Source organism: Kineosporia sp. A_224 (assembly GCF_002198655.1).
GTDB lineage: Bacteria > Actinomycetota > Actinomycetes > Actinomycetales > Kineosporiaceae > R-H-3.
On sequence record NZ_MWLN01000206.1, the window covers coordinates 57,459 to 75,383 of the forward strand.

General features: G+C 75.2%; 13 protein-coding genes. All 13 read right to left on the reverse strand.

What is annotated here, in order from left to right; all coding sequences use genetic code 11:
• Positions 1-2: 2 nt before the first annotated feature.
• A complete protein-coding gene (locus EDJALFJO_RS25725; protein ID WP_088289171.1) occupies positions 3-1,298 on the reverse strand; it encodes a glycosyltransferase in 1,296 nt (431 codons plus the stop codon).
• Positions 1,295-2,512, reverse strand: coding sequence for a hypothetical protein (locus tag EDJALFJO_RS25730; RefSeq protein ID WP_088289172.1), 1,218 nt, complete (start codon positions 2,510-2,512; stop codon positions 1,295-1,297). The genes EDJALFJO_RS25725 and EDJALFJO_RS25730 overlap by 4 nt, the downstream gene beginning before the upstream one ends.
• A complete protein-coding gene (locus EDJALFJO_RS25735; protein ID WP_088289173.1) occupies positions 2,509-4,128 on the reverse strand; it encodes a hypothetical protein in 1,620 nt (539 codons plus the stop codon). Before EDJALFJO_RS25735 ends, EDJALFJO_RS25730 begins: the two co-directional genes overlap by 4 nt.
• A complete protein-coding gene (locus EDJALFJO_RS25740) occupies positions 4,125-5,699 on the reverse strand; it encodes a Wzz/FepE/Etk N-terminal domain-containing protein (RefSeq protein WP_088289174.1) in 1,575 nt (524 codons plus the stop codon). Before EDJALFJO_RS25740 ends, EDJALFJO_RS25735 begins: the two co-directional genes overlap by 4 nt.
• Entirely contained in the window at positions 5,696-7,687 is a 1,992-nt protein-coding gene (locus EDJALFJO_RS25745) for an alginate lyase family protein (RefSeq protein ID WP_088289204.1), read from the reverse strand. The genes EDJALFJO_RS25740 and EDJALFJO_RS25745 overlap by 4 nt, the downstream gene beginning before the upstream one ends.
• 44 nt (positions 7,688-7,731) lie before the next feature.
• Complete coding sequence (locus EDJALFJO_RS25750; RefSeq protein ID WP_088289175.1) at positions 7,732-9,927, reverse strand: bi-domain-containing oxidoreductase; 2,196 nt, start codon at positions 9,925-9,927, stop codon at positions 7,732-7,734.
• A 46-nt stretch (positions 9,928-9,973) separates the two neighbouring features.
• Positions 9,974-11,887 carry an asparagine synthase (glutamine-hydrolyzing) gene (gene asnB, locus EDJALFJO_RS25755; RefSeq protein ID WP_088289176.1) on the reverse strand — a complete coding sequence of 638 codons (1,914 nt, stop codon included), beginning with the start codon at positions 11,885-11,887 and terminating at the stop codon, positions 9,974-9,976.
• A gap of 1 nt (position 11,888) precedes the next feature.
• A complete protein-coding gene (locus EDJALFJO_RS34545; RefSeq protein WP_158220571.1) occupies positions 11,889-13,211 on the reverse strand; it encodes a glycosyltransferase family 4 protein in 1,323 nt (440 codons plus the stop codon).
• On the reverse strand, positions 13,208-14,536 hold the full coding sequence (locus tag EDJALFJO_RS25765) for a nucleotide sugar dehydrogenase (RefSeq protein ID WP_088289178.1): 1,329 nt from the start codon (positions 14,534-14,536) through the stop codon (positions 13,208-13,210). The genes EDJALFJO_RS34545 and EDJALFJO_RS25765 overlap by 4 nt, the downstream gene beginning before the upstream one ends.
• Positions 14,537-14,859: 323 nt before the next feature.
• The gene (locus EDJALFJO_RS25770; protein ID WP_233150036.1) at positions 14,860-15,603 is read right to left on the reverse strand and encodes a DedA family protein; all 744 of its coding nucleotides are present in this window, start codon (positions 15,601-15,603) and stop codon (positions 14,860-14,862) included.
• Between the two features lie 123 nt (positions 15,604-15,726).
• Positions 15,727-16,254: a histidine phosphatase family protein gene (locus EDJALFJO_RS25775; protein WP_198950639.1), complete on the reverse strand. Its 528-nt coding sequence runs from the start codon at positions 16,252-16,254 to the stop codon at positions 15,727-15,729.
• 99 nt (positions 16,255-16,353) lie between these two features.
• Positions 16,354-17,112: an enoyl-ACP reductase FabI gene (fabI, locus tag EDJALFJO_RS25780; RefSeq protein ID WP_088289179.1), complete on the reverse strand. Its 759-nt coding sequence runs from the start codon at positions 17,110-17,112 to the stop codon at positions 16,354-16,356.
• Positions 17,113-17,217: 105 nt separating this feature from the next.
• On the reverse strand, positions 17,218-17,922 hold the full coding sequence (fabG, locus tag EDJALFJO_RS25785) for a 3-oxoacyl-ACP reductase FabG (protein ID WP_088289180.1): 705 nt from the start codon (positions 17,920-17,922) through the stop codon (positions 17,218-17,220).
• Between the last annotated feature and the right edge of the window lie 3 nt (positions 17,923-17,925).

Consider the following 17,925-nt stretch of genomic DNA (forward strand, 5'->3'; position numbering starts at 1 on the left):
CCTCAGCTGAGCGGTCGGACCGCTCGGTCGTCCCGCGCCGCCGCGTGCGCCCCGGGCGGCGGGGTACCACGGACGTCGCCCCGACGTCCGGTGCCGGCCACGGCAGGGTGCTCCGCCGCGAACCGGTAGATCTCGACGAGCCGGGCCGCGTCGGCGTCCGGCGTGAAGCGGGCCCGGTGGGTCGCGCGGGCGGCCTCGCCGAGCGCCTCCCAGCGGGACGGGTGGTCGTCGACGTCCTCGAGCACCGCGACGAGCGCGTCGACGTCGCCCGGCGGGAACAGGGCGCCGTCCACGCCGTCGGTGACGATCTCCGGGAAGGCACCGTGCGCCGGCGCGACCGCCGCGGTGCCGACGGCCATCGCCTCGACGGCGACGAGGCCGAACGTCTCCTCCCACGCCGACGGCACGAGCGCCGCCCGGACGCCGGCGAGGACGCGCGACGCCTCCGCGCGCGGCAGCAGGCCGCGGACGTCGACCCCGCGCGAGCGGGCGGCCCAGGCGGCGACCTCCGCCGCGAGGTCGCCGCTGCCGACGACGACGAGCCGCAGGGCCGAGGCCGGACGGCGGGCGGTGAACGCGTCCCAGGCCGCCATGACGAGCGGTGCGCCCTTGGCCGCGTCGAGCCGGCTCACGACGGCGACGGCGTGCTCGCGCGGTCCTGCCGGCGCGAGGTCCGCGGGCGGCACGGCGACGACGTTGTGCTTGACGAAGCAGCGCTCCGGCGGCAGGCGCAGCCCGGCGTGAAGGTCGCGCTGGGCGGCAGAGATGAAGACGTGCGCGGAGACCAGGTCGCGCCAGGTCCGCCGGTGGAGCACGGCGCTCGCCGCGACGGGTGCCGTCGCGAGCCGCGAGCCCCGGTAGCAGCCGTGCCGCAGCGCCGGCCCGACCCGGCCGTCGGCGCAGTCGTGGCACACCCGGCCGTCCCGGAAGTAGGTCCCGGCGGCGCAGGCGAGGCGGTAGTTGTGCACCGTCCGGACGACGGGCACGCCGGCGTCCCGGCAGGCGACGACGACGGCCGGGCTGAGCAGCGGGAAGACGTTGTGGACGTGGACGACGTCGGGGCGCTCGCGGTCCAGCGCGCGGGCCAGCGACCGGCGCGACGCCTCGTTCCAGACGACGCCGAGCGGCAGCGTGGCCTTGTGCAGCGGGCCCCAGCCGGAGATGTCGGCGTTGTGGCGCTGGAGGAGCGTCACGTCGTGGCCCGCGGCGGCGAGCCGCGCGACCTCCTCGTCGACGACGAGGTTCTCCCCGCTCGGCGCCGTGCCGGGGTACCTGCTGTGCAGCACGAGGATCCTCACGTCTGCGTCCTCCCCGACGGCACGGCGAGCAGCGAGGCGGCGACGAAGAGGTCGAGCAGGTACGGCGAGGCGTCGCCGAGCCCGGTCTCGCTCACCGAGGCGACGGCGCAGTAGCCGATGAGGAAGAGCGCGACGGCGCGGCGCACGCCGCGCGGGTGGGTGAACGCCAGGAGCAGCAGGACGAGCAGGAACGCGAGGCTGACGAAGACGCCGAACCAGCCCTGGTCGAGGTAGGTGGCGACCCAGTGGCTGTCGATGGGCAGGCCCTGGAAGGACTTGTTCGACAGGCCGGAGCCGAACAGCTCCTCGAGCCGCGGCCGGTCCATCGCGAACACCGCGGTCCAGACCTTCGTCCGGCCGGTCAGCTGAGCGGCGTCCTGGGCGCTCTGCCCGCGCCAGAACCAGTCGAGGAGCCAGGGGGCGAACGCGGTGGCGCCCAGGACGGCGAGGACGCCGACCAGCGCGGAGGCCCGGCGCACCCGCGCGTGGCCGAGGAACATGCTGGCGCCGGCGAGGGTGAGCCCGACCGCGATGGCGAGCAGCGCCGTCCGGGTGTGGCACAGGACGAGCGCCCCGCCCGCCGCGAGGACGGTCACCGCGAGCGTGCGTCCGGAGACGACCCCGCCGAACCAGAGCACCACCGTGCAGCCGAGCAGGACCGCCGCGTAGTGCCCCACCTGGGTGGGCGGGATCGGCCACAGCGCCCCGGAGAGCCGGCCCTCGAAGGAGAAGGCGGAGCCCGGGGCGAGCACCGCGCCGACGAGGACGCTGCCGACGATGACCCGCAGGCAGGTCAGGTGCCAGCGCAGCAGCGGCAGGTCGGAACGTCCCCACCACGGCGTGAGCAGCCACAGGACGCAGGTGAACGCGATGAGCCGGCAGGCCCGGAAGGTGGACCCGAGCAGGTACTCGTTGTGCAGGCTGACGACGAGCGCGACGACCGCGAGCATGCTCAGCAGGACGAGCACGAGGTTCGGCCGGACGACCATCCCCGGGTTCACCAGGAGCGCGAGCACCATCGCGACGACGAGCGACCCCTGCGTGACGAGCTGCCCGAGGCTGCCCGGGATGGGGACCAGCGTCGGCATCCCCGAGAACGCGAGCACGTTGAGGAAGATCGCCGCCCACACGAGCATCGGGGCGCGCGGCGGTGCCGCCCGGCGCAGGAGGTCGTCGCGGCGGGCGTCGCGGCGGGCGGGCAGGACGACGGTCATGGCTGCGCCACCCGCTCGGCCGTCGACGGCAGCAGCCCGGAGGAGTCGTCGGTCCGGTCGGCGCGCAGCAGGACGGCGTGCCGCAGGACCATCCCGGCGTCCCGCAGCTGGTCGGCCGTCGTCCGGATCCGTTCGACGCCCGAGCGGCCCGCCGTCACCGTGACGACGACGCGGTGCGCCCAGACCGCCAGCGCGGACGCACCGACCGCGGGGTCGACGTCGGCGAGGGTGAGGACGAGCCGGTCCGGGCCGAGATCCTCGTGGCCATCGGCCCCGTCGGCCCAGTCGGTCCCGTCGGCCCCGTCGGCCACGACGGGCCCGCCGGCGCGGCGCAGGTCGACCGGACCCTGCGCGAGCATCGGCTCGCCGACCGGCCTCAGGACGACGGGCGCGGGCCCGTCGGGGAACGTCGACAGCGCCCTCACGGCGTCCTGGAGACGGCCGGCGCGGGTCAGGTCGACCATCGAGACGTCGAGCCCCTGCTCGGCCAGCACGAGGCCGACGGTCGCGACGCCGAACCGGGCGTCGTCGGAGTTGTCGAGGCACGCGACGAGCAGGCGGCGGGGCTGCCCCGGTGCCGGCAGCGCGTACTCCAGGGTGTGCGCGAAGCGCCGGCGGTCCACCGCGCGCCGCTCGTCCACGCCCAGGCGGTTCGTCAGCGGGCGCAGCCAGCGCGGCATCGGCGCGAGCCTGCGCACGCTCAGCGGCACCGGGGCGCCGAGCGCGGTCGCCACCTCGGACCTGCGCCGCAGCCGGTCCGTCGTCACCGCGAGGAAGACGACGAGACCGACGCCCGCGGCGGTGCCCGCGACGAGCCCGGAGACCAGGACGAGGGCCGCGTGCCGCAGGCCCGGGCCGGGCTCCCGGCCGGCCGGGTCGACCACCCGGCTCGACGCGACGAGCGAGGTCGTGCGCAGCGTCTGGTCCTGCACCGACTGCTGGAGGCTGCCGATCTGGTTCCCGAGGTCGGCCCGCGCGGCGATCGCGTCGGTGAGGTCCTCGGTGGACGCCGTCGCCGACGTCGACAGGTCGGCGACCCGGGCGCTGATCGCGGTGACCTGCTCCTGGAGCGCGGCGATCCGCTCGTTCATGCCGCTGACGACGTAGTCCGACTGCGCGGTGAGCTGCTCGGCGCGGAACCGGAGGTAGACCGCGCTCAGCGCGTCGAGCCGGCGCTCCGCCTCGGCGCCCGACGGTGCCGCGAGCGTCACGCGCATGACGTCCGAGCTGACCGGCTCGATGCTCACCGAGTCCAGGAGGGCGTCCGGGGTCAGGGCGGCGTCCGGCGTCCCGGCGAGCCCGAGCACGTCGAGGGTGCGGGCCGCGACGGTGCGGGTGCGCAGCAGGCTGACGTCGGTCGCCATCGCGCGCGCCGGGTCCTGCTGCACCTCGTGGGTCAGCACGAGCGTGGTCGTCGCGGCCTGCGGCGGGGGCACGGCGACGAGGTACGCGGCGCCCGCGCCGAGGCCGAGCGCGGCGGCGAGCACGCAGGTGCGCAGCCGGCGCCGCAGCGCTGCCCTCAGGTAGTGCAGGCTCACCAGCGAGGGCGCCGGCCGGCCCGGGCCGCTCGGGTCCCCGGGGTCCGCGGCGGGGACGTCCCACACGGCCGGGATCACGACCGCTTCCCCGAGGTCTCGCCGGAGGGTTCCTGCCCGCCGGGCACACCGGTCAGCCGGACCGGCAGCGGGGCGCGCACGGCGCGCTCGTCGAGGGTGTGGCGACCGGAGGTGCGGTCGGTCCGGTCCGGGTCGGCGACGACGACGCCGTCGATCCGCCGTCCCGCGTCGTCGACGGCCACCGCGACCCGGGCGAGCTCCTGCTCGGAGGCGGCCGCGGAGGCGACGACGAGCACGGTCGTCGCGGTGGGCGGGGCGCCGCCGAGCGTCGGAGCGTTCCGGTCGACCACGACGAGCACGACGGTGAGGTCGGCGGGCTCGGCGGGCTCCTCGGGGCCGATCGTCAGGTGCGTCCGGGGGTGCGTGGCGACGTCGGAGGCGACGGCCGCCCAGAGCGCCGCGGAGCGGTCCTGGCCGGGACCGGCGACGAGCCGGGTGGCGATCCCGACCGAGGCGGCGAAGGCCGCGAGCTGCGGCCCGAGCGACAGCGCCCGGGTGTCGCCGTCCAGGCTGACGACGGTGAGCGAGCGGGGGTGCTCGACCCGCGGCCTGGCCTCGCCCTTGCGCTCGGGCCGCGGGTCGGCCACGGCCAGGGCCCGCAGCACCTGCCGCAGCGCCCAGGACTCGACCGGGGTCGCCTCGTAGGCCCGCAGCAGGACCCGCCACCCGGCGACCGCACGCTGCGGGTGGCTGCGCGCCGCGGCGAGCACCGGGCTGCCGACGGCGTCGGCGATCTCGTCGCGCAGGGTCATCCGGGGGTCCCGGCGCGAGGCGAGGAGCATGAGAGCGACGGCGAGGGCCACTGCGGCGGCGGCGCCGGCGGGCGCCCAGACGAGCAGCCGGCGTCCGAGCGGGTCACCGACGGCCGGGCCGGCGTCCTGCAGCACTGAGACGACGGACCCGGTGCCGGACCCGACCGGTGCCGCCGTTGTGATGTCGCCCTTGACGGTGTCGAGCCGGAGCGACACGTCCGCCTGCTCGGCGCGCAGCCGAGCGACGAGCTGGGCCTCGCGCCGGCCGTCGGACGACCCGGCGGGGGCCGCCTTCTGCCGGGCGACGGTCGTGTCGATCTCCTGCTGCAGCAGCTCGACCTGCGCCTGGAGGTCGGCCTCCCGGGCGCTGAGGTCGGCCAGCGCGGCGGCGGTGACCCTGCGGTCCGCCTCCCGGACGAAGGCGACGTAGGAGTCGGCCACCGCCTGGGAGAGCGCCGTGGCCCGCGCCGCGACGGCCGACCCGGCCCTGATCTCGAGCAGCTGGTCGGTCGGTGCGTCGACCCGCACCCGGCGCTCGACCTGGCCGACCGACAGCGCCGGCGTGACGGTGCTCCCGGCCGCCCCCAGGACGGCCTCGCTGAGCACGATGCGGACCTGGGTGGCGACGTCACGGCCGCCGCCGCCGGAGATCGTCGGCGTGGGCAGCAGCACGAGCGTCGTGCTCGTCAGGGTCGGCGGCACGAAGGCGACGTAGGCGACGCCCGCAAGCAGCCCGACGACCGCCGCGGCGGCGAGCAGCCGGCTGCGCCGCCGCAGCAGGGTCCGCGCCGAGCGCACGTCGAGGACGGTGTCGCTCATGACAGCTCCAGCACGGTGACGAGGTGCGTCCCGGCCGCCGCCGAGCCGGTCCCCACGAGGCTCGTGCTCGGCACCCGGCGTCCGAAGCGGGGTGAGTACCAGCCGAGCGGCGGGTCCTCCTCGCCGCGGTGCGCCGTCCAGGCGAGGTCGGCGGGCAGCCGCAGCAGGGCGGTCCGGCGTCCGCCGTCGGCCGTCCATGCCAGCCGGGCGGTGCGGTCCCCGAGGACGACGTCGACGTGCGGGCCGACGTGCCACGACAGCCGCAGCGGCACCCCGGCAGGGGCCGGTGCGGCCGAGGACGTGCCGGTCCCGGCCGGGCCGGTGACCTCGTCGACGACGGTCAGCGTGCGGGCCGGGGAGTCGAGCGTGACGAGCCGGCGGTGCACGAGCGGGACCGGCAGCCGGGTGTACCCGTCGTGGGCGGCCTCCCACAGGCGCACGGGTGCGTCGCCGGGCTCCTGGCGCAGCGTCGTCGTCCGCGGGTGCGTCATCCACAGGAACGGGCCCCCGGCGTCGCACTGGTCGACGCCGCCGAGCTCGAGGGTGTTGTGCGCGGCGGTCGAGCGGAACCACTGCCGCAGAACGGGTTCGCCGTGGTAGCAGTACGTGCCGGGGTCGACGAGCAGCTCGACGCCGTCGTACCGGACCTCGACCGAGAGCGCGTCGGCGTGCCCGTGCGCGGCGATCGAGCCGAACCCGAGCGGGCCGCCGTCGCAGCGGCACCACAGCTCCGGCCCGTCCTCGGGGCGCGAGCGCAGCACCGTGAGGCCGGCGTCGGCGAAGCTGCGCGGGCGGCGCGAGGCGCGCTCCCCCGGGCCGTCGACCGGGTGCCGGCGACCGGTCGCGGCGAGGACGACGGACTCGACCGAGGCGGCGGGCGCGGCCGGCCACCAGGGCATCGGGCCGACGAGCGCGGCCCCGGCGCCGAGGACGGCGGACCACGGGTCGCGCTCCGGGTCGTCGACGACGAGGGCGCGGCCCTCGTCGCCGTCGCCCTGGCGCGGCGGCCGCCCGGCGCTGTCGAGGACGGCGACGGCCGCGTCGAGGGAGCGCGCGACGAGCAGCCAGGTCGCCGGGGAGAGCGGCCGGCCCGCGGCGTCGGCCTCGACCGCGGCGACGAGCGCGAGCTCGAGGACGAAGCGGTGGTAGTCGGTGGCGAGCTCGCGGTTGACCCCGCTCGGGAAGGTGTTCGCGGCGAGCTCACGCTCGAGCAGCCGGGCGGCGTCCGCGCGCCAGCGCGCCGACCGCGGGAACCAGTCGAACGCGCAGGCCCCGGCGAGCAGCCCGGCCGCCTCGGCGACGACGTGGTTGTTCGCGGACGAGCCGCGGCTCGGGAAGGCGGCGAGGTACTCGCAGTGCCAGCGGATCTGCCGGAGCGCGTCGTCGTCACCCTCGAAGAGGTCGCCGACCTTGGGCCAGTCGTCGAGCAGCCGCCGGGTCCACACCCACGCGACGAGCCGCAGGCCGATCTCGATCCCGCTCGTCCAGTGCACCCCGGACAGGAACGGGTTCGCCTGCCACCAGGACCGCAGCTGGCCGGCCGCGGCCTCGGCGTAGCGCTCGTCGCCGGTGAGCCACCAGGCCGCCGCGAGCGTCGTCACCTGGTGGTGCCGGGAGAGCTCCCAGACCTGCTTGACGTTGCCCGTGACGGTCTCGTCCCGGTGCGCGACCCGGAACGCGAGGCGGTCCTGGGGCGCGGTGCGGCCGGTCACCGGGTCGTGGAACCAGTCCGGTGCGGCGCTGTCGGGCCGGTGCACCCCGAGCGCCTCCCAGCGCCCCTCGAGCACCCGGTCGGCGGCGCGGACGACGGCCGCGGCGGCGTCCGCCGGCACCTGCTCCCGGGCGGCCGCGGGCAGCACCACCCGGAACTCGCGGTCCGTGACCGCCCCCGGGGCCGGCGCGGTCGCGCCCGGCGCGACCCGGCGCCGCGCCCACACCTGGCGGCGGCCCGCGTCCACGGCCCGGTGGCCGACCTCGGCCGGCGACATCCGCCGCAGCCGGCGCACGTACCAACCGGCGCGGGAGCCGTCCGTCACAGCGTCACCGGTCCACGGCCGGCGATGCTCTCGCCCACGGCGAGCGTCGCGCGGGTCGTCGCGACGAGCGAGGCGAACGGGACCGGCATCGGTCCGCCCGTCCGCACCGCCTCGACGAACGCCGCGAGTTCGGCCTGCTGCCCCTTGTCGGTGCGGGACATGCCGCGCCGCCGGGTCCGGCCCTTGGCCGGCCACACCGTGACCTGACGGAAGTTGTCGAGCCGCGCGCTGGCGCCGCCCGCCGCGACGTCGATCGTCTCCTTGGGGAAGCGCGGGCTGCCGCCCGTGACGTACGCGAGGTCCGCCACCGAGCCGCCCGGGTAGGTGAGCACCGCGTGCACGTCGGCACCGTGGCCGGTCGCCCAGACCTCGCAGGGGTCCTCCCCGACGAGCGCGCTCACGGTGTCGACGAAGTGGCCGCCCTCGCCGGCGAACCGGGAGCCCTCGCCCTCGGTGTCCAGGTACCAGCTCGACGGGTCGAGCCGGCCCGCGTTGACGAGGTACCGGACGGCGAGCGGCCCCCGGGCGCCGCCGAGCGCCTCCCGCAGGTGCGCGACCGGCGTCGAGAAGCGCCTGTTGAAGCCGACCATGAGCCGGTCGTTGCCGGTCTCCTCGACCGTCGTGACGATGCCGTCGAGCTGCTCGCGGGTCAGCGCGAGCGGTTTCTCGACGAAGACCGTGCGGCCGCGCTCGAGGGCGGCCCGGACGAGGGCCGCGTGCGAGCTGTGCCGGGTCACGACGACGACCGCGTCGAGGCTGTCATCGTCGAGCAGGACGTCGAGGTCGGTCGTGATCGTGCCGAAGCCGAACCGGCGCTGTGCGTTGTACCCGGACAGCGCCGTCGTCGTCGCGACGCAGACCAGCTCGACGCCGGCCTGCGGGCCCAGGTGCGGCAGGAGCATCGAGGTCGCGTAGTTGCCGGCCCCGACGAAGCCCAGCCGGACCGGTCCGCCCGGCAGGCGGACCGGGCGCCGGCCGGCCGCCGCCGACGCACCGATCGGCGTCACGCCGTTCACGCCGCGGACGGTGCGCGCGGACCGGACGTCGTCCGCCCCGGCGCCGTCGTAGGACAGCAGGAAGCCCACACCCTGCAGCGCGCCGGAACGGATCCGGCCGTAGACGTCGGGCGCGTCCTGCACCGGGTGCACGCTGGGCACGAGGGAGGCGACGTCCACGGAGCCGTCGGCCAGCAGGTCGAGGAAGCACGCGAGGTTGCGGCGCTCGGTCCACCGGACATACCCGGCCGGGTAGTCGACGCCGTCCAGCTCGTAGCTGTCGTCGTAGCGCCCGGGCCCGTAGGAGCGGGAGAACCGGACGTCGAGCTCCTTGTCGTAGTAGGCGTTCCACGGCAGATCGAGCCGGGTCTTGCCGATGTCGACGACCCGGCCCCGGTCGCGGGCGAGCCGGGCCGCCGTCTCGACGGGCGCGTTGGAGTCGCCGCCCGCGGCGAGCAGCACGTGGTCGGCGCCGATCCCGCCGGTGCGGGCCGCGAGCAGCCGCTCGACGGCGCCGACACCGTCGGTGTCCGGGGCCGCGCAGAGCAGCGCCCCCGCCTTCTCGGCGTCGCGGCAGCGCGCCTCGACGGGGTCCAGGCCGACCACCTGGACGCCGGACGCCACGAGCAGCCGGACGGCGAGCTGGCCGATGAGCCCGAGCCCGATGACGACCGCCGTCTCGCCGAGCGCGACCTCGGCGCGGCGGACGCCCTGCATGGCGATCGCACCGACCGTCGCGAACGCCGCGTGCTCCGGGGCGACGCCGTCCGGCACCCGGACGCACAGGTTCGTCGGCACCCAGTTCAGCTCGGCGTGCAGCGCGAACTCGTTGCCCGCGGCCGCGACGAGGTCCCCGACCGCGAACGCGTCGGCCGCCCCCGCACCGACCTCGACGACGACTCCGCACAGCGAGTACCCGAGCGGGGTGTAGCTGTCGAGCCGCTGCATCGCCTTCTGGTACGTCGCGACAGCACCCTGCTGGGCGACCGAGTCGATGAGCTTGCGCACCTGGTCCGGCCGGGCCCGGGCCTTGCCGAGCAGCGAGAGCCGGGCCTCGCTGACCTTCATCATCTCGGTGCCGGTCGAGATGAGCGAGAAGAGGGTGCGCACGAGCACCCCGCCGGGCTTGCACGACGGCACCGGGACGTCGAGGACGGCAAGGTCCCCCGACCGGTAGTTCTGCGCGACCTGCTTCACGACGTGCTCCTTCTCCCTGGGCCGGTCCTGCGGGGCGTCCGCGCGCTCACGGCGCCGCCACCCCCGCGGCCATGGCCCCGCGGAACCACAGCTCCATCGACAGCAGCTGCCACAGCTGCTTGGACTCGTCCGAGCGGCCGCTGCGCTGGTCGGCGACCATCGCGCGCAGCGGGAGGGCCTGGATCAGCCCGGCCTGCACGAGGCGTCCGTCGAGCAGGACGTCGTCGATGAGCGGCCCGAGGTCGTTCGTCACCCAGGCGCGCAGCGGGGCGCCGAACGAGGCTTTCGGCCGCTCGAGGATCTCCTTCGGCAGCCAGCCCGCCGCCGCCTCCCGCAGGCAGACCTTCTGGGTGCGGCCCCGGATCTTGCGGCTGCCGGGCATCGAGAACGCCGCGCGGAACACCTCGGTGTCGACGAACGGCACCCGCACCTCGGTCGAGGCCGCCATGCTCGCGCGGTCGGTGTACGTGAGGTTGAGCCCGGGCAGGAAGAGCCGCGCGTCGGTGAGGCACATCCGGTTCACGTGGTCGCCCATCGCGCCGGCCTCGTAGAGCACCCGGTGGTCGTCGACGAGCGGGGCGACGTACGGCGCGAGGGCCGGGCCGAGCAGCGCCTCGAGCGCGGGCGGGTCGTAGAGCGTGTAGCTGCGCCGGAACCCGGCCTCCTCGCCGAGCCCGGCGAAGCCGAGGAAACGCTTCGCCCAGCGGGTGTACCGCAGCCCGCGCCCGCCCGCGGTGACCGGCAGCCGGCCGACCCCGGGGGCGATCACCCTCGTGCGCAACGTCTCCGGCAGCCCCTGGTAGCGCGCCGCGAGGACGCACGCGAGGTGCTTGCGGTACCCGCCGAACAGCTCGTCCGCCCCCATCCCGGAGAGCAGCACCTTGACCCCGGCGTCCCGGGCGGCCTCGCACATGAGCACCGTGTTGATCGCGGCCGGGTCGCCGATCGGCTCGTCGAGGACGTCCACGACGCGCGGCAGCATGTCGACGACGTCCGGGCTGATCTCGATCTCGTGCAACCTGATCCCCAGCTCGGCGGCCATCTTCCGGGCGTAGACGGCGTCGTCCGGCATCGCCTCGAGGCGCTGGTCCTGCGCCCGGAACGCGATCGCGTACGCCTCGATCGACGGGTCCTGGCGGGCGGCGATCGCGGTGACGAGGCTGGAGTCGAGCCCGCCGCTGAGGAACGACGCGACCGGGACGTCGGCGACGAGGTGTGCGAGGACCGACTCCTCGACGACCCGGGCGAGGTCCGCGGGAGGTCCGTCGGCGGCTGCCAGGGCCTCCTCCACGGCGTCCCAGTACCGGCCCGTGACGACGTCGCCAGCAGTGTCCCAGCGGGACCAGGTCCCGGCCGGGAGCTTGTGCACGCCGCGCACCGCGCAGCGGTCCTCGGGCACGAAGTAGTACATCGTCGACGCGACGAGCGCGGCCGGGTCGACGGCCAGCTCCGGGCCGACGGCGGTGACGATCGCCTTGAGCTCGCTCGCGAAGAGCAGCCCGTCGCCGCGCGGCATGACGAACAGCGGCTTGATGCCGAGCGGGTCGCGGGCCAGCAGGAGCGACCCGCGCCGCTCGTCGTGCAGCGCGAGCGCGAACATGCCGCGGAACCTGCGCAGGGCGTCGGTCCCCCAGACGCGCAGGGCCTCGAGGACGACCTCGGTGTCGGAGTCGGTGCCGAACCGGGCCCCGGTGCCTTCCAGCAGGGCCCGCAGCTCGCGGTAGTTGTAGAGCTCGCCGTTGTAGACCAGGTGCAGGCCGTCCTTGACGAACGGCTGGTCCGCGGCGTGCGAGAGGTCGATGATCGACAGCCGGCGGTGCCCGAGGTGGCAGACGGCGCGGTCGCCCCGCAGGGTCGTGACCGCCGCGGCGTCCGGGCCGCGGTGCGCCATCCGCCGGGTCATCGCCCCGACGAGGTCCTCGCCGTCCGGCTGCTGGAAGGCTCCCGCGATGCCGCACATGTCAGCTCCGCCGCGCGCCGTGCTCGTCGGCCGGCTCGTCGGCCGGATCGGCCGTCTCCGCTGTCCTCAGGTCGATGACGCGCACCGGCTCCGGCGCGGGCCCGCCGACGGACGCCGGCACCCGGCCGACCAGCTCGTCGTAGACGCGCACGTAGGCGACGCGCTGGTGCGGCCACCCGAGCTCGTCCTCGATCCGGGTGCGGCCGCAGCGCCCCATCCGGGCGCGCTCGTCGTCGTCGTCGAGCAGCTCGAGGATCGTCCGGGCGTAGCCGCGGACGTCGCCGTCGGCCACGTAGGCCGCCGCGGGGCCGGCCGAGACCGCCGTCTCCGTGAGGTCGAAGGCGACGACGGGCAGGCCGAACGCCATGTACTCCAACGTCTTGTTCATCGTCGAGACGTCGTTGAGCGGGTTCTTCGGGTCCGGGGACAGGCCGATGTCCGCGGTCGAGAGCACGTCGACGACGGTCTGGTCCGGCACCCGACCGGGCAGGTCGACGTGGTCCGCGAGGCCGAGCCGGTCGCGCAGTGCGACGACGTCGGCGTAGCTGTCCCCGGCGCCCATGAACGTGAACGAGACGTCGTCCCGGCCCAGCCCGTGGACGATCTCGTCCGCGGCGCGGACGGCGACGTCGACGCCGTCCTGCGGGCCCATGACCCCGATGTACGCCACGAGGTGCCGGCGACCGCGGCGCAGCGCCGGGCACGGCTGCGCCGGGTGCAGCCGGTCGGGGTCCGGGCCGGTGCGGACGACGGTCACGTCGCCGCGCGCCTTCCCGCCGCGGCGGACCGCGACCTCCCGGTACGACTGGTTCGTCGACACGACACGGTCCGCCGTCCGGAAGGTCGCCCGTTCCAGCAGCAGCAGGGCCCGGTGCAGCAGCCGGCCGCCGCCGGGGAACCGGGACTCGAAGAGCTCCGGGCACAGGTCGTGGTGGTCGAAGACGAAGCGGGTGCCGTCGACGAGCCGGAGCACCCGGGCGATCGGCCAGAAGATGTCCGGCGGGTTGCAGGCCTGCAGCACGGCGAAGCGGCCGTGCCGCCGCCCGCGCAGGACGAGCGCCGCGGTCGCGACGAACGACCACACGTACTCGAGGGCGAACTGGACGAAGCCGCCGCCCGGCGCGTACTGGCGGTACTTGAGGAGCGTGACCCCCTCGAGCACCTCCCGCGCCGGGTCGCCGGGTCCCTTCGGGCAGACGACCGTGACGTCGTAGGCCGCGGCGGTGAGGGCGCGGCACTCGAGCCACACCCGGCGGTCGAACGGCACGGGGAGGTTCTGGACGATGACGAGCACCCGGGGCGCGGCGGCGCGGTCGCGGCTCACGCCGGCCACCCGATGCCCTCGTACCCGGGCAGCGACTCGACGCCGTGGCCGAGCCGGCCGACGAGGTCGATGATCCTGGCCGGCGGCTGTGCCTCGAGCGCAGCGAGGACCTCGGGGCAGGTCGTCGACACCACCGCGGTGCCGGCCCCCTCGAGCGCCTCCCCGGGGTCCCGGGAGAGCAGCCTGCCCAGGTGCGGGAGCCGGCTCTCCATGTACCGCAGGTTCGAGCCCACGAGCTGGTCGGGGTTGACGATCGGGTCGTAGATGCGGACGTCGAACCCCTTGCCCACCAACCGTTCCGCGAGGTCGACGTTCGGGCTCTCGCGCAGGTCGTCGGTGTGCATCTTGAAGCTGAGGCCGAGGACGGCGACCCGGCGGTCCGGCCCGGCGACGACCCGGTCGACGATGTCGCTCACGACGAGCTCGTTCGTCCGGATCGTGCTCGCGAGCAGGGGTGCGTCGAGCGCGTTGGCCCTGGCCATGTGCAGCAGCGAGCGCAGGTCCTTCGGCAGGCAGGACCCGCCGAAGGCGAAGCCTGGCCGCAGGTAGGCCGGGGACACGTTGAGCACGGTGTCCTCGCAGAAGATGTCCATGACCTCGCGCGAGTTCACGTCGAGCGCGCGGAAGATCCTCGCGAGCTCGTTGGTGAACGAGACCTTCGTGGCGTGGAACGCGTTGCACGCGTACTTCAGTGCCTCGGCGACGCGCAGGTCGACGACGTGCGGCTGCTGGTCGAGGAAGGCGAAGAGCCCGCGGAGCACCTCCTCCGCTGCCGGGTCCTGCGTGCCGATGACGACGAAGGGCGGGTGGAAGAAGTCGTGGACCCCGGACCCCTCGCGGAGGAACTCGGGGCACATCGCTGCGCTCACCGCCCAGCCCGCGGGCGTTCCCGCCCCGGCGAAGGTCGCGACGACGTGCTCCTCGACCGTCCCCGGCGGGACGGTGCTGCGGACGACGACGACGTGCCGGCCCGACGCCGGCGGCGCGGCCCCGGCCATCGCCGCGCGGATGCCGTCGAGGGCCCGGTCGAGGTAGGTGAGGTCGGTGCTGCCCTGCGGGGAGGACGGCGTCCCGACGCAGATGAGCGAGACGTCCGCGCCGTCCAGCGCGACCTGCGGCTGCGTCGTCGCCCGCAGCCGCCCGGCGGCCACCGCGTCGGCGAGCAGGTCGAGGATCCCGGGCTCCACCACCGGGCTTCGGGCTGCGGTGACGAGGTCCACCTTCACCGGGTCGACGTCCACGCCCACGACGTCGTGCCCGACGGAGGCGAGCCCCGCCGCAGTCACGGTTCCGACATAACCCAAGCCGAACACAGCGACCTTCACGGGAACTCCCAGCGCCCCAACGTCCGTACGCCCCGCACGGACGTCACGACACTAAGTCACGATCAAGGCCGTGCCAGGGGCGTTTCGTCGGCATTCAGGGACTGCTGGGCCCGCGGTCCGGATGCAAGCGCTTAACCTCGCCAGCCGGCATTGCCATCGAGCCTCTGACCTGCGGTGACGAGGCGGTCGGACCTAGGTCCCGGCGGACCGGGAATCTTCGCCGGTAGGCCTTCGCCCGACGAACAGGGCGTGACGCCCCGTCATCGAGTCATGACGCCTGAGGACTTCGGCACTTCGTTACGTGACTTTCGGCCCGAGCCGGGTCAGACCTGGTCCCGGGTCCGCACGGGCTGCGGGGGCACGTCGGCGCGGCGGCGCCGGCGCACCCGTCGGACGACGAACAGCCCGACCGACAACACGACGGCCGCGTAGACGACCTTGTCGACGACGCCGGCGTACCGCTCGACGGTGCGCCACTGGGTGCCGAGGGCGTAGCCGGCGCCGACGAGCACGGCGTTCCAGGCGAGGCTGCCCACGGTCGTGAGGACCGTGAACCGGGTGAGCGACATGTTGGAGGCGCCCGCGGGCAGCGACACGAGGCTGCGTACCCCCGGCACGAGCCGGCCGAAGAGCACGGCCCACGGGCCGTGCCGGTCGAACCAGGCGATGGCGCCGTCCACGTCCTCGCGGTCGACGAGCGGCAGCCGGGAGAGCAGGAGGGCCGACCGCTCGCGCCCGAGCCTGGCCCCGACGCCGTAGAGCACCCACGAGCCGACGACGGCACCGACCGTGGCCGCGACGAGGACCGCGGCCAGGCTCATCCGGCCACGCTCGGCGAGGTACCCCGCGAGCGGCAGGATGACCTCGCTCGGCAGCGGCGGGAACACCGTCTCGACGACGGTGAGCAGCCCGACCCCGAGGGCGCCGAGCGCCTCGACGACGTCGAGGACGGTGCCGGTGAGGCCGCCCATCTCGCCCGACGGCTCCCCCGCCGGTGCGGTGGGCTGCGCCGCCCGGGGCATGAGCACGGCGGACGGCGGGGCAGGTGCGGCGACGGCGGACGTCACGGGGTCCCTTCCGGTCGGGGGTCGTCGGCGGGGGCCGCGAGGGCTCCCCCGTCTCCGACGAACGACCGGGCCAGGATGACTCCCGAAAAACGCTTCTGCCGTTCGACGTGCCACCCGACGGGGTCAGGCGCGCGGCACCGCGAAGGTCTCGAGCACCCCGCCACCGGCGCCGACCTGCCGCCACGGCACCTCGAACCGCAGCACCGCGACCCCGTTCGTCGGGTACTTCTCCCGGATCCGGGCCAGCGCCGGGCGGTCCGACCCGCGGCCGGCGAGAAGCATGCTCGTGCCCGACATCGTCGGCTCGTGGCCGACGACGACGACCGTGCGCACGTCGTCGGCCACCTCACGCACGAGCGCGACGACGTCCTCGGGCTCGGCGCCGTAGAGCCCCGGCTCGATCCGCAGCGGTGGCACGTCCTCGAGCGACGACGCGACGATCTCCCACGTGTGACGGGCGCGGACGGCGTCCGAGCACAGGACCAGCTCGGGGCGCGGCCCCTCGCCGAGGAACCAGGCACCGACGGCCTGGGCGTTGCGCCGGCCCTTGCCGGCGAGCGGGCGCTCGTGGTCCGGGACGCCGTGCGGCCAGGCCGACTTCGCGTGGCGCAGCAGCACGAGATGCCGCTGCTGCACCACGGGGAGGGTCATAGCTCGCTATCCAACACCATGCGGGCCCGCACGTGGCCCGGGTCACAGGTGCCGGGACGGCGCCCGTGAGAGCCTTCCGCGGCCGCAGCCGGCGCGGGGTCAGCCGATGGCGTGGAACCCGCCGTCGACGTGGACGATCTCGCCCGTCGTCGCCGGGAACCAGTCGGACAGCAGGCCGCAGCAGGTGCGCGCGGTCGGCTCGGGGTCGTTGACGTCCCAGCCCAGCGGGGCCTTGGAGCCCCAGGACTCCTCGAAGACCTGGAACCCGGGGATGGACTTGGCGGCCGTCGTCCGGATCGGGCCGGCGGCGACGAGGTTGACCCGGATGCCCTTGGGCCCGAGGTCGCGGGCCAGGTAGCGCGCGGTCGACTCGAAGGCCGCCTTCGCGACACCCATCCAGTCGTAGACGGGCCAGGCCTTCGACGCGTCGAAGGTCAGGCCGACGATGCTGCTCCCCGGGCCCATGAGCGGCTCGGTGGCGACCGCGAGGGCCTTGAGCGAGTAGGCGGAGATGTGGACCGCGGTCGCGACGTCCTCCCACGGTGCCGTGAGGAACTGGAAGGCACCCTGCGGGGCGAACCCGATCGAGTGCAGGACGCCGTCGAGGCCGTCGACGTGCTCGCGCACCGCGTCGGCCAGCCCGGCGAGGTTCTCGGTGCTCGTCACGTCGAGCTCCACGAGCGGCGGCGCGCTGGGCAGCCGGCGGGCGATCGCCTGGGTGATCTTCATCTGGCGGCCGAAGGAGGACAGGACGACGGTCGCGCCCTGCTCCTGCGCGAACCGTGCGACGTGGAACGCGATCGAGGAGTCGGTGAGGACCCCGGTCACGAGCAGTCGCTTGCCGTCGAGCAGACCCATCGTCGGCTCCTCCTGGTGTTCGTCGGGTGCGTGGTGGACGGTGCGGGCGCGGTGCGAGTGGTCGTCGTCGACCGGGTGCTGCGGCAGGACGTCGGGGCCGGCGGGTCAGTGCCCCATGCCGAGGCCGCCGTCGACCGGGATGACGGCGCCGCTGATGTAGCCCGCGGCGTCCGAGGCGATGAACGTGACGGCCGCGGCGATGTCGGCGACCTGGCCGAACCGGCCGGCCGGGATCGCGGCGACGTACGCCTTCTTGCGGTCCTCGGGCAGCACGGCGGTCATGTCCGTCTCGACGAAGCCGGGGGCGACGACGTTCGCGGTGATGCCGCGGCTGCCGATCTCCCGGGTCACCGAGCGGGCGATGCCGACGAGGCCGGCCTTCGTCGCGGAGTAGTTGACCTGCCCCGGTGAGCCGTAGAGCCCGACGACGCTGCCGATGAGGACGATGCGCCCCTTCTTGAGGCGGATCATGCCCTTCGACGCCCGGCGCACGGTCCGGAACGCCCCGGCGAGGTTCGTCTGGATGACGCTGTCCCACTCCTCGTCGCTCATGCGCATGAGGAGCTGGTCCTTGGTGATGCCCGCGTTCGCGACGAGGACCTCGACCGGCCCCTGGTTCGCCTCGACCTCGGCGAAGGCGGCGTCGACGGAGGCGGTGTCCGTCACGTCGCAGCGGACCCCGGCCAGCCCCTCCGGCGGCTCGCCGGAGCGGTAGGTCACGGTCACGGCGTCGCCGTCGGCGGCGAAGGCCCGGGCGATGGCCAGACCGATCCCCCGGTTGCCACCGGTCACGAGAACGCTGCGCGGCATGCT